Origin of the sequence: Paenibacillus sp. OAE614, from assembly GCF_040546645.1 — a bacterium.
Taxonomy (GTDB): Bacteria; Bacillota; Bacilli; order Paenibacillales; family Paenibacillaceae; genus Paenibacillus_AQ; species Paenibacillus_AQ favisporus.
The window spans coordinates 1,334,181-1,349,718 of record NZ_JBEPOD010000001.1; the positions used below are offsets into that span (position 1 = coordinate 1,334,181).

At 56.0% G+C, this 15,538-nt stretch carries 11 protein-coding genes; 2 read left to right on the plus strand and 9 right to left on the minus strand.

Annotation, left to right across the window (positions count from 1 at the left end):
* Positions 1-21 precede the first annotated feature (21 nt).
* The 9 genes from ABIE48_RS06605 to ABIE48_RS06645 all read right to left on the minus strand — a co-directional run bounded on the left by ABIE48_RS06605 (position 22) and on the right by ABIE48_RS06645 (position 13,562).
* Complete coding sequence (locus tag ABIE48_RS06605) at positions 22-1,515, minus strand: response regulator transcription factor (protein WP_145024706.1); 1,494 nt, start codon at positions 1,513-1,515, stop codon at positions 22-24.
* Positions 1,516-1,545: 30 nt separating this feature from the next.
* Complete coding sequence (locus ABIE48_RS06610) at positions 1,546-3,354, minus strand: cache domain-containing sensor histidine kinase (RefSeq protein WP_192715009.1); 1,809 nt, start codon at positions 3,352-3,354, stop codon at positions 1,546-1,548.
* Between the two features lie 29 nt (positions 3,355-3,383).
* Positions 3,384-4,217, minus strand: coding sequence for a carbohydrate ABC transporter permease (locus ABIE48_RS06615; RefSeq protein WP_145024701.1), 834 nt, complete (start codon positions 4,215-4,217; stop codon positions 3,384-3,386).
* Entirely contained in the window at positions 4,217-5,110 is an 894-nt protein-coding gene (locus ABIE48_RS06620; RefSeq protein WP_076169143.1) for a carbohydrate ABC transporter permease, read from the minus strand. Before ABIE48_RS06620 ends, ABIE48_RS06615 begins: the two co-directional genes overlap by 1 nt.
* A gap of 107 nt (positions 5,111-5,217) precedes the next feature.
* On the minus strand, positions 5,218-6,540 hold the full coding sequence (locus ABIE48_RS06625; RefSeq protein WP_192715008.1) for an ABC transporter substrate-binding protein: 1,323 nt from the start codon (positions 6,538-6,540) through the stop codon (positions 5,218-5,220).
* Positions 6,541-7,102: 562 nt separating this feature from the next.
* Entirely contained in the window at positions 7,103-9,616 is a 2,514-nt protein-coding gene (locus ABIE48_RS06630; protein ID WP_192715007.1) for a glycoside hydrolase family 38 N-terminal domain-containing protein, read from the minus strand.
* A gap of 72 nt (positions 9,617-9,688) precedes the next feature.
* Positions 9,689-10,654 (minus strand): ROK family protein, encoded by a 966-nt coding sequence (locus ABIE48_RS06635; protein WP_354518549.1) that lies wholly within the window; start codon positions 10,652-10,654, stop codon positions 9,689-9,691.
* On the minus strand, positions 10,651-12,537 hold the full coding sequence (locus tag ABIE48_RS06640; protein ID WP_192715005.1) for a class I mannose-6-phosphate isomerase: 1,887 nt from the start codon (positions 12,535-12,537) through the stop codon (positions 10,651-10,653). Before ABIE48_RS06640 ends, ABIE48_RS06635 begins: the two co-directional genes overlap by 4 nt.
* 92 nt (positions 12,538-12,629) lie before the next feature.
* Positions 12,630-13,562, minus strand: a complete 933-nt coding sequence (locus ABIE48_RS06645) for an AraC family transcriptional regulator (RefSeq protein ID WP_145159601.1) — start codon at positions 13,560-13,562, stop codon at positions 12,630-12,632.
* 403 nt (positions 13,563-13,965) lie between these two features.
* Here ABIE48_RS06645 and ABIE48_RS06650 point away from each other — a divergent pair, with 403 nt between their 5' ends.
* Entirely contained in the window at positions 13,966-14,454 is a 489-nt protein-coding gene (locus ABIE48_RS06650) for a MarR family winged helix-turn-helix transcriptional regulator (RefSeq protein ID WP_192715004.1), read from the plus strand.
* Positions 14,455-14,742: 288 nt separating this feature from the next.
* Complete coding sequence (locus tag ABIE48_RS06655) at positions 14,743-15,504, plus strand: SDR family NAD(P)-dependent oxidoreductase (RefSeq protein ID WP_192715003.1); 762 nt, start codon at positions 14,743-14,745, stop codon at positions 15,502-15,504.
* The last annotated feature ends 34 nt before the right edge of the window (positions 15,505-15,538 follow it).

Below are 15,538 nucleotides of genomic sequence, written 5' to 3' on the forward strand. Positions count from 1 at the left end.
AGGGCGCTTGTTTATTGGCGGTTATTTCCACTTTTTATATTCATTCGGCGTGACGCCGACCACTTTCTTAAACAGCTTATTAAAGTAAGCGGGATCCGCATATCCTACCTCCGCTCCGATTTGGTGCACCTTCATGTTCGTCTCGGTCCGCAGAAGGCGTTTGGCGTTTTTCAGACGCACGTCGGTGATGTACTCGGTCAGCGTCAGACCGGTCTCCTGCTTGAACAGCTTGCTGAGGTAGCTCGGTGTCAGATACACCATGGCCGCCAGGGTGTTCAGCTCGGCATGCTCGCTGTAATGCTCGGCGATCCAGCGCTTGACGATCTCTACGGCTTTACCGCCCATCTCGCTGCGCAGTCCGTACACTTTCTCCAGCGCCGACCTGAACGCCTCCACAAAACATTCTTCCATGCCGGAGAAGCTCATGCAGGCTCGCAGCTGCGTCTCCAGCCGGGCGCGGGCTTCTTTGCCCCGAATCTCCCGGTACTCCTGCACTTCCCGGCATGCCATATCCTCCAGCTGACTGCAGACGCGGACGATCGTCCCGGTACCTGCACGCTGCTCTTTCAGCCGCTCAAAGCACTGACGGACGCATTCCAGCACGGCTGGAATATGGAGGAGCTGCAGCTGCTCGGCAAGGTTCATGCCGCGGACGGCATCCTCCGCTTCGACGATATCTCCGAAAGCTTCCCCGGCATAACCGGCGGCATAATATGGGGCCGAATCTGAATAAAGGCCCAGGTCACAGGCTTGCATGGCTTCTTCATAGGAGGCTCTGAGTTCGGCAGTGCCGTTGTGGATGCGGCTGAATCCGATATGAACCGCCGTTTGCTCTTCGCTTTGTTCCTCAGCACCGCCCAGCAGACGGGCGATCCGGTCCAATTGTTCATGCCCCGGAGCTTCCGGAAAATAAAAGACCCAGGCGAGCATGCGCTCCTGGACCGAGATCCAGTCACCGACGAGCTCCGGGTGCTGCTGGATCCGCCCGGCTGCGGCTTCCAGCGATCCGCCTTTCTGAACGAACGTGGCATAACAGGACAGGGGCAGCCCGGTATCTTCGGAAAGATAGGGAAGGGGAGACTCGCTCAGAAAGCAGGAATGAAGAAGCCGCTTACGGCTCAAGGCTTCTTTTTCGAGCGAAGACTGATGCTCCTCGTCCAATTGGTACAACAGCTCAAACAGCTGCTCTTTGTTGATCGGCTTGAGCAGGTAGTCGACCGCGGAAGCGCGGATCGCTTCCCTGGCATAGTTAAATTCGGTGAAACCGCTCATCAGGATGGAACGGACGTGCGGGCGGGCAGCCTTCAGCTGCTTGATCAGATCTAGACCGTCCACAACCGGCATCCGGATATCGGTAATAACCACGTCGACCTCCAGGCCGGGAAGGCTGTCCAGTACATCCTTGCCGTCCGGAAACTGCCCGACCACGCGGAAGAGGCCGCTTTCCTTTTCGATCATTCGCGACAGGCCTTCGCGAATCAGAACTTCATCGTCCACAATCACAATTCGAAGCATATTTCTCTCCCGCCTTTGCTGTAATGATGTTTACTCTTGGTCTTCGTCGGGGAGTTCTTCCTTAATGCGCACAACGACCCGGGTTCCGTGCCCGGGCTCGCTCTCCACTTCAAGACCGCAGGTGCCGCCGTAATGCAGACGTACCCGCTCGGCCACATTATGCAGCCCGATGCCGAATGCACCGCCCGAGTCGCCGTGCTTCAGGCTGCGGTTCAGCTGCTGGACGGTATCCGCATCCATGCCGACTCCATCATCGCCGATCACGAAGACGACGTGGTCCTGTTCGCGCGAAGCGGTGATAGTGATGGTGCCGAGTCCGGGCTTGCGCTCCAGCCCATGAAAGACCGAGTTTTCCACAATTGGCTGGAACACCAGCTTGAGCACCGACAGGCCGAGGTAGGGCTCAGGCACATCCATGATGAGCCGGAATTTATCCGGGAAACGGATGGCCAGCAGATCGAAATAGTTGCGGACATGCTCCAGCTCCTGCCGGATGGTCACCGGGTCCCCGCTGCGGACTATGGAATACCTCATCTGGTTTCCCAGCAGGTAGGTCAGCTTGGCAACGCGCGGATCGTCGTTGCTCTCGGCCAGCATGCGGATGGACTCGAGCGTATTGTAAATAAAATGAGGGTTGATCTGGCTCTGCAGCGCCCTCATGTCGGCGGTCTGCTTGCGTTTTTCCGTCAGCTTGATTTCGGTGAGCAGGTCCTTGACCCGCAGAATCATCCGGTTGAAATGGCTGCCCAGCATGCCGATCTCATCATTGTATTTAGGCGAAATCCAAACGTCGAGGTTGCCGTGCTGAACTTTGCGCATCAGCCGAACCATGGATTTCAGCGGTTTGGTCAAGGCGTGAGAGAAGAAGGTTGCGACGAACAGGGCGATCGCCAGCAGGATTAAGGTCGTAACCATCAGCGCCCGGCTGTTCTGCTGGACCTTGTACAAAATTTTGGACAGCGGAATCGTGACGGACGTCGTCCATCCGGTCTGATCCGACGTGTAGTAGACGGTCAGATAACGGGTTCCGTGTATAGTCGATTCAAAATGGCCATCCTTCTGACCCTTGGCCGCCGTCATCAGCGCGGTCAGCCGATCCTGAACCGAATTCGCATCACCGCTGGCGTACACCAGCTGTCCTTGCTCATCCATAATGAGCGAGCTGCCCTGGGTCACCCGATCCATTGGCTCGACAATGCCTTGAAACAGGCGGATATCGATATCCAGGACGATGATGCCGAGATATTGGAGCGAGCTGGCCGAGTTAATGGTCCGCAACACGCTGATAACATCCATCGTACTGCTGCCGTTGACCGTGATCGGGTGGCGGCCTTCCAGGATCGGACGGGCTCCGCCCGCCTCACCTAAGAGCTTCTTCCAGCCGGGAAGCTGATTTTCGGCCGACAGATCGTTGATGTTCCCGTTCTTGTCATAAAAAATATTATCGTACCGGTCAACGAGATAGACGGCCACGACGTCTTTTTTGGTATGGCTCAGATAGCTGAGAAACATGCCCATGCTCTCATTCTTGTACCAGTCGGTGTGTTCCTGTCCGAGATAGTACTGCACATCCTTGTTATACAGGGGAAGCGCCGTGTAGCGCTTCAGGTCGTCCACGTACCGGTCGATCGTATCGGAGGCGTTGTCGGCCATCTGTCCCGCGTTGTTGGTGGCGTTCTGCAGCACGGAATTGAACGTGGACCTTGCCGACAGGTAGCTGACATAAGTGATGGGCAGCGATAACAGAAAGACAAATACGAGAATCAGCTTTTTCTCCAATGACAGATTGGCCAGAAAGAGCCATCCCCTGCGTATGATGCGGCCGATTGCAGTACTCATAACCGATAGTCCACTCCCTGATGCTTGTCTTATTTAACCGCTCCGCTGGTTACTCCTTCAAAGATATAACGCTGCAGGAAAAAGTACAATATGACCGTAGGCAAAAGGATGACCAGAATCGCGGCGCAGATGAGGTTCCAATCGGCCGTGTTGACGCCCTGGAACCGCATCAATACAGTGGTGACGACGCCGAGGCTCTGCTTCGGCATGTATAAATATGGAATGTACATATCGTTATAAATGCTGATCGTTTTCAGAATAATGAGCGTTGCCGTAGCCGGCGTCAGCAGCGGGAAAATGATCGAACGGTAAATTTTGAACAGGGATGCGCCTTCCACCATGGCGCTTTCGTCCAGGTCATAAGGGATGTTGCGGATGAACTGCAGGTATAGAATGATCTGGATCACGTCGGCTCCGATGTACAGTACGATCGGGGCACCCATCGTGTTGTACAGGCCTAGGCTTTTGATAATGCCGAACGTGGCTACCTGTGTCGTGATGCTCGGGATGATGGTAGCGACAAGATATGCCCCGAACACGATCGGTTTCAGTTTAAAATCGAACCGGCCCAGGACATAGGCGACCATCGTGCCGAACAAAATGTTCAGCGCGAGCGAGACGACGATAATGATCAGAATGTTGCCGAATCCGCTGAGCAGGCCGCCGCGCTCGAGTACGACCTTGAAATTTTCGAAATTCAAAAAGTTATGGGGCAGCGACATCGAACTGCTGCTGTTAAATTCATCCCTCGATTTGAATGCGTTGATGATGACGACATAGGGAGGGAACAGGACGACGAATACCCCGATGAGCAGGGTCAAGTACTTAATCAGGTCCTGGATCCGGAATTTGGACGAATGCATTATTTATTTCCTCCTCTGCTGAGCACAAGCTGCTGAACGGCCAGTACGATGACCACAAAGAACAATAAGATGACGCTCATCGCCGAGGCCAATCCATAGTTGTTGTAGGCGAAGGCCGTTTCCACGACGCGCTGCACATACGTCTGGCTCGCTCCGGCAGGTCCGCCTTTGGTCAGCACAAACGGAAGGTCGAACACTTCGAGCGCGCCCGTCACGGTCAGGAACAGGTTCAGTTGAATAACCGGCTTCATGTTCGGCAGCGTGATTTTCCACAAGGTCTGCAAAGAGCCGGCACCGTCGATTTTCGCCGCTTCGTAAATATCCTTCGGAATGGCCTGCAGGGAAGCGATGTAAATGACCATGTTGTAGCCCATAAAGCGCCACAGTCCGGTAGAGGCCAGCGCATAGTTGACAAGCCCTTCCGTGCCAAGCCAGCTTGTTTCGCCAAGATGCTTCAGTCCAAGGCTGGAGAGGAACAGGTTCAGCGAGCCGTTGGTCGTGTCAAACACGTATCCGAACATAAAAGCGACCGCCACGCCGTTCATGATGTAAGGCAGAAACAGCAGAATCCGGAACACGTTCCGGCCGCGCAGCCGGCTGTTCAGGACGACAGCAAAGTAAATGGCGATGATATTCTGGACGATTCCCATCGCAAAGTAAGCGAAGTTGTGCTCGAACACTTTGAAAATATCCGAATTGGAGAACACTTCCCGGTAATTGTCCAGGCCGACCCAAGGCTTCTCCGGGCTGTAGCCGTCCCAGTTCGTAAAGCTGTAATAGATCAGCTTGATCGCCGGGTAGTAGGTGAAGGTGGCTAGTAGAATTAAAGGAATCAGTAAAAAAGAGACGATAATGATCGTCTTCTGTTTGCGGTACGAGAGCGTTCCGAACATGCTATACCTTCTTTCTGCAAGCTTATAGGCGTTTCTTGGATGTAAGCCGACAGCAAAGCGGATTACCTCCTAAGGCGGATAATCCACTTTGCCGGGCTATTCAGGCGTTATTTGCCGAGATCTTTCTTGGCTTTGGCCCACGCCTTGTTCCATTTATCCAGGACGCTTTGCGGATCCTTGGCAAGGACGAATTCCTGAACCATGGCCGGCAAATCGATCTGGGCTTTATTGAGGATGTCGGTAACCGTTGCATCATCCGGTGTGCCTTCCTGAAGCTCCACGCCGGTAGCCTGGAATTCTTTCAGCTGGGCCAGCTTGGACTCTTTGTCTTTCAGCGGCGGGATGAATCCGGCGAAGTCTTCGTAACCGGAGTCCTCAAGCATCCATTTGACAAAAGCCTTGGCGGCTTCAACGTTTTTGCTGTTTTTGGATACTGCATAGAAGAAGTCAGGGCTAAGGGCGGCGCGCAGCGTGCCGGAGTTGTCATACGGCAGCGGGAAGAAGCCGACGTTGTCCGAAGCCGTTCCTGCTCCGACGACTTGATTGATGACCCAGTTGCCAAGGAAGTACATGGCGAACTTGCCGGAGGCCACATCCTTCTTGGACTGCTCCCAGTTGGTGGAGTTGATGTCCTTCTCCAGGTAGCCTTTTTCATTCAGTTCACGGATCAGGCTGAACGCCTTGCCGTAACCGTTGTCCATCGTGAACGGCGTGTCCGTATTCAGCTTCGCGTTCGGGAAGTCCGCATTGTTCTCGATCAGCCGCGGCAGGTCATACACCCAGTTGTTCAGGGGCCATTTATCTTTGAAGTTGGAAGCCAGCGGCACGATGCCCTTTTGCTTCAGTTTTTCACAAGCTGCCAGGAACTCGTCCCAAGTTTTCGGGATTTCTGTAATGCCTGCATCGGCGAACGCTTTTTTGTTGTACACGATACCGGAAGTGGAGTTGCCTGTTGTGATACCGTATACTTTGCCTTCATAAGATCTGAAGTCTTTAAACGTAATCTTGTCATCCAGCCCGAGATCGTCGAGCGGAGCAAAATACTTCGGCAGGTCGGAGTTCGGAATCGTCGGGATAAACATCACGTCCGGAAGCTCATCGCCAGCCATTCTCACTTTTGCCTGCTGGTTATAATCGGTTTGCGAACCCTCGAATTCCACTTTGATATTCGGGTATTTCTCGTTAAAGCGCTTTACATAATCGTCATACTCTTTGCCGATCATGTCGGTCCGGTTGGTCAAAAAGGTGATTTTGCCCGACAGCTCGGTTCCGCTTCCGGTAGATCCACCGGACGAAGTGCCGGTGGTATCCGTGCCTCCTCCGCTGCTGGCCGAATCATCACTGCCGTCGCTTGATCCACAGGCGGACAGGGACATGGAAAGCATCAGGATCATAACAAATCCTAACAAAGTAACAGATTTCTTTTTCATTTCTACTCTCCCCATTTCGAATATGTTAGCGTTTGCATTGCTATTATAGCCTTTTGAATGCGTTTTTTAAATGTACTCATTTGTTATTTATTGTCTTCTATTATACTAATCACAATAAAAATTAGTGTTATTAATATAACAAAATGATAACAAATTTAAGGGCGCAGGGGAAAGAAGAAATTACTGCTATAGAGAAATGACGGGGAATAGCATTAATTTGCTGTATAGGTGTGGAAGAGAAGGAGGAGTATTCGTGACGAGCTAAAGTGCGCAGAGAAAGGGGGAAAGGGGATTGTGCGGACCTAAAGAGCGAAGAGGAAGACCGAAGTTGCAGCGCTGGTTCGCCGCAGTCCCTCGGATCGGTGTATACGTTTTGGCATGAGCGGAAGAACAAACAAGAAAGGAGCCGTCCCATGAGGGACAGCTCCTTCTGTAGATATAAGAATATATAAGCTCCAGAGAGTGATCTTTCTTATATGGAAGTAAAGCCTCCGCTATACGCGGTCTGTCTTCCTTGAATCTGGCGTCGATGGACGTCCAAATATTGCGCCTTGTTAGCCGCTTACACGCCTTCCGGACGCATCCGGCACACGACAAACGGCTCATGCAGCGCCCGGAGGGCTGCCGCAAGCTCATCCTCCGGCAGCGCCGGCTCCGAGCTGACATGGTATTGAAATTCGTAAAAGCCGCCGAGCGTCGCTTTAAAATTGGTCTCCCAATAGTTGGTCATCAGCCAGGCGTACGATTCCGGCTTCTCGTCCTCCGCTTGCTGGGTGTGGAGGCGTCTTGTGCCGTACTCCAGCGGGCCCCATTGCATGAGCGGCGTATCCGGGGAAGCCAGCAGCACCGAGCTTCGGTCATCCTGCCAGGCAATGCCTTCCTGGACGCAGGCATAATCGAGGCAGGTCCCGGGAAGCTGGTCCTTCCACGGACGCACCAAGCCTCCCGGTTTATCCGCATACAGCGTATCCCGCAAGGTGTCCCCGCTTGTAAAAGGAAGCGAGAGGTAGACGTTCTCCGGGCTCCAGACGCTGTCTTTATGGAAGCGGGCCGACACGTCGACCCGGTTCCGGTTGGCATGGACCCGCAGGAACAAGGCGAAGTAGGACAAGCCGTTCAACTGGTACGTGATTTCTACCGTGGCATAAAGCGGTCCGTTCTCCACGGTGCGCACCGATGTAATGCGCCCGGCGGAGCGCTCGGCGTGGAGCCCCTTGCGGTTGCGGCCCATCCGTGCCCGGGTGCTCCATACCTGGGAGGCGTCCGTCTCATCCGCCGGCCGGGTAACTTCGTAGATCGGTGTGAACGCACCGTACGGATTGCCGCTGCGCAGCATCTCGGTGTCCAGCTCCTTGTTGAACCAGGAATGAATGCCGCTGTCGGACCAGGCCAGACGGACGAACGGGGATTCCAGGCCGTTCCGGGTCATGCGGATCGGCGGATGGCCGGCAGCGCCGGAAGCCCCCTGGAACATGTCGTCCATGTCGTATACCTGGTCTGCTCCGATCAGGCGGGTGTTGGTCGTCGTCGTGCCCTGCTGCCGTCCCTGAGCCAGCGGGCGCAGAAGCAGGAAGCAGGTTTCCTGTGCCTGCAGCTTGAGCTCGGTGACGATGGTGTGCGGATGGACGGACTGCTGCGGCAGCACTTCGCCGGTATCCTCCCGCACGACTTCGACGCCTTCGCGCAAGGCGCCAGGCTCCCAGCCGTCCAGCTGGAGCGTGACGAGCTCTGTCACTTCCCGCGCGGCCAGATTGCTGACCCGGAACCGGTACGGCCGATCCGGGTACAACGTGGCGCTGCCCTGCTGCAGCAGCACCTTGTCCAAGGCGCGGTAGGCCAGGCGGCTTGCTTCGGCGGCATGCGCCAGCTTGCGGACCTCCAGCAGCTGGACGTTTTTATGCCACGGTTCATAAATGGAGGAATGGTAGCCCCACGTATGCTCGGCATACAGCGCCAGCGCTTCCTCAGTCTCATCGATCTCGGCCCGGCGGAGTACGCTTGCTTCAGGGTCCAGCTTGACCGCTTTGCGGAGCGTCCGCTGGGCATCCCGGAAGACCTGGGTATGCATCGGTGTAGAGCTGACGCCGTCCGTCCACCAGTCCGGCCAGTCTCCCCGGTGGACGGGCAGTTCGGCCAGATTTTCCTGCTTCAGGCGGGCAAAAAAGCCGCTGAGGCTGGTCATCTCGATCGTAATCAGGTCACCGTGCTGCTCGTTCCAGGCCTGGATCCATTCGATGATCCGGCTGTTCGGCGCGCCGTTGTCGGTACCGAGTCCCGAGAGCATGACGGGCACGAACGCATACGGGTACTGCTCGGCTTCCAGCTGAGCCAAGTACCGGCGGATGCGGACCGTGGCGATGCCGTCATGGATCGCTTCCGGTTCCACCAGCTGGTGATTGAACTCGTCGCGGATCATGTATTTGCCGAGCGCTCCGGGGCACAGGCCCAGCTCGTTGCCGATCATATAATGCTCTCCGTTCCAGACGAGAAGGCGGCGGCCGTCGCGCGTTTCCCACCAGAAAGGAGCCTGCTTGCGGCCAAGGGCGTACATGCCGTGATGCGTATGGATACAGCTGAACAAATGCTCGATATCATGGTTCAGCAGGCTGTCGGCATACCCCCAGCCGTACCCGTTGATATCTGCGGTCATGGCGCTGTCCACGCGGCTGCCAATGGAGGCGGCGTAGGCTTGGGCTTTGCTGTGAAGGCTGCTGAGCAGCTGTTCGTCCGGAAGCTCTGTCATGTTCAGATAGGTGCCGGACAGCTCGAGGTCGCCGCGGAGGACGGCTTCGGCAAACGATTTTTGCTCCTCGGGCGAAGCCGCCTTCAGAAACTGCTCCACCGCCCAGAACGTTTCGCACGTCCAGCGGAAGCCTTTCCATTCGGGTTTGGCACCTGCATGAGCGGCATTGGCGATCCGCAGCGCCTGGCGGATGAAATCGACATGGTACTGCTCGATCTTCTCTTGACGATCGGTATAGCCGAGGTCGGTGTGGGAATGGTGAATGGCGTAAATCGTCCATTTACGGGCGGGCAGCGGCGCGTCGGCCTGTTTTAACTGTTGTTCTAGTGTCATCGTATATCCTCCTTAAGGGGAGAGTTGTATTGGCCTTCCAGCGAAAGCCGATTTAGGGAAAAAGGATCCGTATTAGTCAAAAAGCATGTCGGCTCCGTAAAAGACCAGCCGCAGCAGATCGTCTTCATACAGCACGGGCAGCCGTATCGGCAGCAGCGCGTCCATAAGGGAAGCGCCGAAGAGCGGCAGGCTTTTGGCAATCTGGCCGCCCAGGATCAGGCGGTCCGGCCTAAAGCTGGCGGCATACGGGCGCAGCATCCGTCCGAGCCGCTCGCCGTAGGCGCGCCAGACCCGGAGGGCGGCGGCCTCGCCCCGGGCGGCCGCGGCGGCAAGGTCGATGACATCATCACCTTGCCGCCGGGCCTGAAGCGCGTCTGCCAGCGCCAGCACGCCGCGCCTGCCGAACTGGCCGTCGACCGGCGCGCCCTCGAACGTCTCGGCATACAGCATGCCGCTCTCGGGCACGCCGTCCGAGCCGCTGACCGTCCGGCCCCGGTCCATGAAGACCGAGCCGAGACCGGTGCCCAAGGTCAGGCAGAGCAGCCGCTCGCCGGGGTAGCGCTTGGCCGCGCCCATGCCGAACAGGACGGCATCGTTGCCGAAGGTGATGTCCGCATCCGCGAGCGTCCGCATCCATGGGTCGCTGCCCGGCAGCCCGGCGCGGCGGCGAAGCTCCTTCTTGAGCAGCTCACCTACGGGCACGCCGTACAGCTGCTCATATTTGCCAAGCCCCCGGATGCGGCTGATGCCGCGTTCATAATCGAAGGGGCCCGGAAAGGCCGTCCCGATGCGAAACGTCACATCGTGCTCCGGGGTGCCGCTTCCCTTCATGTATGCTCCGGCAAGCCGGATGATCAGGCTGGCGAAATGGGCAATGAAGCTTTCGGCATCCGCTTCCGAGCGTGAAGGCTGCTCCAGATATGGCTCGGGCAGAAGGATCCCGTTCTTCAGCACGCCGCCTTTCATGAAGGTTCCGCCGGCATCGATGGCCAATGTGACGACCGTCCCAGCCGGCGTTTGGCCGGGGTGGCCGATCATACCCGCCCACCGGGCTTCCATTGGTGCGGAAGGAGCGGCGTATTCCAGCCCGGCGAAACCTGGGCGCGGATCAAGGTGCAGGGCCCGGGACCAACCGGCTCGAGCCGGTAGCCGCCGATCGAGGCGGGAACGATGTAGGCTTCTGCATACCCCCATTCCACGGCGGCTTCCTCGTCGCGTTCCGGAATCAAACGGACGCGCTGCCCCTCGACCAGGTTGTACATGACAAAACCGCCTTCGGTATGATCCTCCCACGGTCCGTCCAGACGCAGCCGCTTGACCTGGAACAGCAGGTCGTCCCGCTCGCCGAGCAGCTCCTCGGTGCTGTTTCCCTGCACGCGGCTGATCTTCGGCTGTGCGATCAGATGCTCCCGGACATACGCGGTGTCGAAATCGTCGATCATGTTCTGCTCCGCATGGTCCCGGTTGATCGGACGGGGCAGGCCGTCCTGGTCAAGGCGGAGGTGATCGTAAATTTTAAAGGTAAACCACCAGGTGGTGGACGATATTTCGAGCACGAGATTGTCCCTTCCGGAAAAATGGACGGCGCCCGGCGGGATCAGAAAAAGATCCCCTTTGCGGGATTCCCATACGTTGACATACTGCCCGATGTCGAGCGGCTGCCGCGTCTCATGGGCCTGATCCACCGCTTGAAGCAGGTCGCTGCCGCCAATTCCCTCCTGGAAGCCCAAGGCAACGATGGGGGAGGACCCCGGTTTTTGCTCCATAATGTAATAGGATTCCTGCTGCGTCATCGTTTCGTTGAACGTCCGCTCGATGTATGCCTGCTGCGGATGGACCTGCAGCGACAGGTTGTCGCCGTCGATCGTATCCAGGTAATCGAAGCGGATCGGAAAATAATCCCCGAACAGCTCCACATTCCGCCCTCCCATGATTTCCTCCGGGTGTGAGGTAAGCAGGAGCGGAAACGGCACTTCGATGACGCTGCCGTTTGCTTCGATCAACAGCGTATTCTCGGGGGCGATCGGCTCGAATGCCCAGGCGCAGTTGCGCCAATCTTCAGGCAGTCCGCACAGCTCCTTCAGATACTGCCCGCCCCATATGCCCGGCGCGAAGAACGGCTTGACCCGAAACGGGTGGCGGGCGGCGGCGGCCAGCAGCTCCTTGAGCGCCGGGAGGGTAACCCAGGCCGGCGATTCCGGCTGATTCATATCGATATACACATCGAAATCATACAGATGCCGATTCCGATAGTTCTCCCATACGGGCCATTCCAGGAACAGGGCCTGTTTGTATGTCTCAACCGGATCGGCGCTTTCGCCTAGGCCGAGACTGCCCATGCCCATCCGGTGGAGCTTCTGCTGGTACTCTCTGGACAGGTCGCAGTAAACGGAAACATCCGGAGAGGGGCAGAGGAAGAGCGCCCCGGGACCGGCGGTCACGACCATCGGAATCGGGGTTTCGCCGGCTTTGACCGCTTCGCTGCAGATTCTCAACTTCTGCTGAACGTCCTGGAGCCACTTTTTCCGGGCTCCTTCCTGAAAATAGCCGTCTTCCGAAACGTCGGCGGCGATTTTGCCAAACGCGCGGTTATCGGTCAGATAGGGATGAAACTGCCGCTGAAGATCCTCCGGTTTCTTCATATAACGGGCAGTATCGATTCCGATCCAGGGAATGTCTTCTTCCTCGCAGTAAGTGCGGAGACGGTTCACCCAGCGGCCGTACTGGGCTCCGTTCGCCGCATCGATCGCGACGACGAAAGCCTCGCCGCCGTGATTTTTGTACATGGCGGTCAGCCGGGCTATTAAGGAATCGTAATCTTTGGAGAAGCCGTCCAGAATAAGAGAAGGTTCCTCGAGGCTGTGAACGGGAATGGAATTGACGGGTAACGGATTAAAGGATGGGGGTACTGATGCAGTCATGGTGTTCCTCCCTCTTGTCTGTCGTTATGTGTAACATTGTAAGACGAGGGAGAGGAAGCGTCTTTAAACGATCCAGAACAGCTTTTGTACAATCAGGACATGTTCGGAGGGAAATGTTCTTTGCCCGAACGCCCTTCGGTGAACTGGGAACGTCTGAATTTCGCGGGGGATACACCGAGCCGGCGGGTAAATATTCGTGTGAAATAATGGACCGACTGAAAGCCGCACTGTGATGCGATGTCCTTGACGGGCAGGTCGCTCTGAAGCAGCAGCTGGGAAGCTCGGCGCACCCGGCGTTCCTGAATATAGTGGACGAATGATTGGCTCAGGTTGGCCTGAAACAACCTCGTTAAATGGCGGGACGAAATATGCAGGTGCCCTGCAACCAAGGCGAGTGTCAGCTCTTCGCCCAGGTTGTCGTCAATGAACAGCTTGGCCTGCCGAAAGAGAGAGTTCTCTTCGGCGGCTGCCACATCCGAGCCAGCTTCCGGCGTGTCCTGCTGCTGTGTTCCGTGCAGGGAGAGAATGGACAGCATCAGGGACATGGAGACGTGGCTGAGTACCGGTTGGAGGGCCGGTTTTGGAGTCTGAAACATAGAGATGAGCGCATCCCACAAATGCCCGGCGGGCTGCTCGTCCGCACCATCCACCACCGGCTGCCCATGCTCGGCCAAGTGCCGGTAAGCCTCCAGATATGGGCTCCCGGTATGCTTTTCATCCACCTCAAAAGCGGCATAGACGAGCGTAAGGCCGGTCTCGCTTTGGATCTGGTGCCAGACGCCGGGCAGCGACAGAAAAGCGGTGCCTTTCTTCAGCGGGTATTCTTTGCCTTGTTCGATGTATGCGCCTTCGCCGTCCACAACGTAACAGGCTTCAAAAAAGGAGTGGCGGTGCATGGAATTGTCATAGTGCGTGGGCATAAACCCCCAGTACATGATGGCGATGGACAGGCCGGCTTCCTCCAGCCGGGTCAGTTCGCGGTTGCAGATTTGGTTGGCCCGGCGGAAAACGGATTGGATCGTCATGGCAGGCGATTCTCCTTTGGAATGATGGGTGAACTCTGAAGATGCTGTGTTAGGATGCGGGTGGAACAGCCATAAGCGATAGTTCACGGAAATGTAAGTCTACATGCCATTCTAGACCATTCCGTTTCCAAAATACAGTCGGGTGTTAGGGGAGAAATGAAGGGAGATGGACACGAGAACCAGGTCGTCTTTTGCGGGTCCGGGGAGAATGAACGGTAATATCATTTTAAGGAAACTGGACGGGATTGTTTGGGGAGATATTTAAAAAGGCGCAGGATCGTCACCGCGAAATGAGACCTGCATGGTTGTGTCTGAACCGTCTGTTTGTGCTAAACTGTTGGTGTATTTAAGAAATATTGACAGACGACGATGAGTTTAATATATTTTTAGGGAGACTAAATAAATGTCGCACTCATTTCAAAACAGTATCGGGTATTGGATCAAACAAATTTTCCGGGAGACCGGCAGGCTTTACGATCAGCGGTTGGCCCAGTATGGCATTACCACTTCGCAGGTTGGGGTTCTTGTCCAACTGTGGAATGTCGGGGATGGGCTGACCCAGAAAGAGCTGCATGAGCGGCTTCGGATTCGGCCAGCTTCGCTGACCAACCTGCTGGATCCGCTGGTCAAGGGAGGCTGGGTTATCCGTAAACAGGATGCAGAGGATGCCAGGGTAAAGCGTATATTTCTAACGGACGCCGGCCGGTCGTTGGAACAGGTTTGCGGCGGTATCGTGGAAGACATCGAAGAGCGAATCCAACAGCAGCTGACCCCGGAGGAGAGCGCATTGATGCTCGTTTGGCTGAGAAAGATCCACAGCGGCGTGATGGAAGGAGGAGAGGATCGAGGGAAAGACTTGCATTCATTGTTTATTGAGAATGATTCGGAATAAGCGAAGGTATCGAAGATAGCGGAGGTAGCAGGGATAACAGAGGTAGCGGAGTAGAGAAGGTAGCGGGGATAACAGAGGTAGCAGAGCAGCGGAGGCATCAGAGGTATCCTGGCGGTTGCCATCAAGGACAGCCGGCAGGAAGCGTTGGAGAATCGGGGATGCAAGCACGCATCGTGATTCGTGACGTTTTCCTTTTGGATATATATTTAGGATAACTAAAGATTTAAGTGACTAAATAAAATGCAGCTCAATTTATGATTCATTTTCATTTATAAAGGAGAGATCGGGATGGATCTGGGACTTAGAGACAAGGTTGTAGTCATCACTGGAAGCTCAAGCGGAATCGGAGCGGCGACGGCTGAAAAATTCGGTATGGAAGGGGCCAAGGTTGCCGTTACGTATGCGAGCGGGCGGGAAGCGGCGGAACGTACGGCAGAGAAAATCAGAAGCCATGGCGCAGAGGCCATTGCAGTCCATTATGATTTAACGGACGACCGTTCCATGGATCAAGCCGTACATCAGATTGCCGAGACGTGGGGAGGTATTCAGGTACTCGTTAACAATGCTGTCCTGTGGGGAGACCGCAGCGTCATAGGCCTGGCCTTTGAAGACACGGATGCAAGCGGTTGGAGACAAACCATACGCGCAAATCTTGAGGGATACTACTATACCATTCAGAAAGTGCTGCCATTGATGCGGACATCCGGCTGGGGAAGGATCATCAATATCTCTTCGGAGCTGGCTGAGGACGGCATGGCTGGAGGCGGGGCGTATACAGCGGCCAAGGCCGGTCTGCACGGTTTGACGGCGACGTTGTCCAAAGAGCTGGGACCCGCCGGAATCCTGACGAATGTGGTGATGCCGGGCTGGACGATGACGGAGAAAGCCCTAGCGATTTTTCCGGCGGAGATGATCGAGAAGGAGCGGGAGAACGTGCCTACGCGCAAACATAGCGCACCTGAGGATATCGCGAACCTGGTCGTCTTTCTCGGGTCTGAGGCAAACGGGAATATTAACGGCGAATTGATTCGGGTTACCGGAGGAAAATAAAAGTAAGAGGTTAATGAAGTACTTCAGCCCCCTC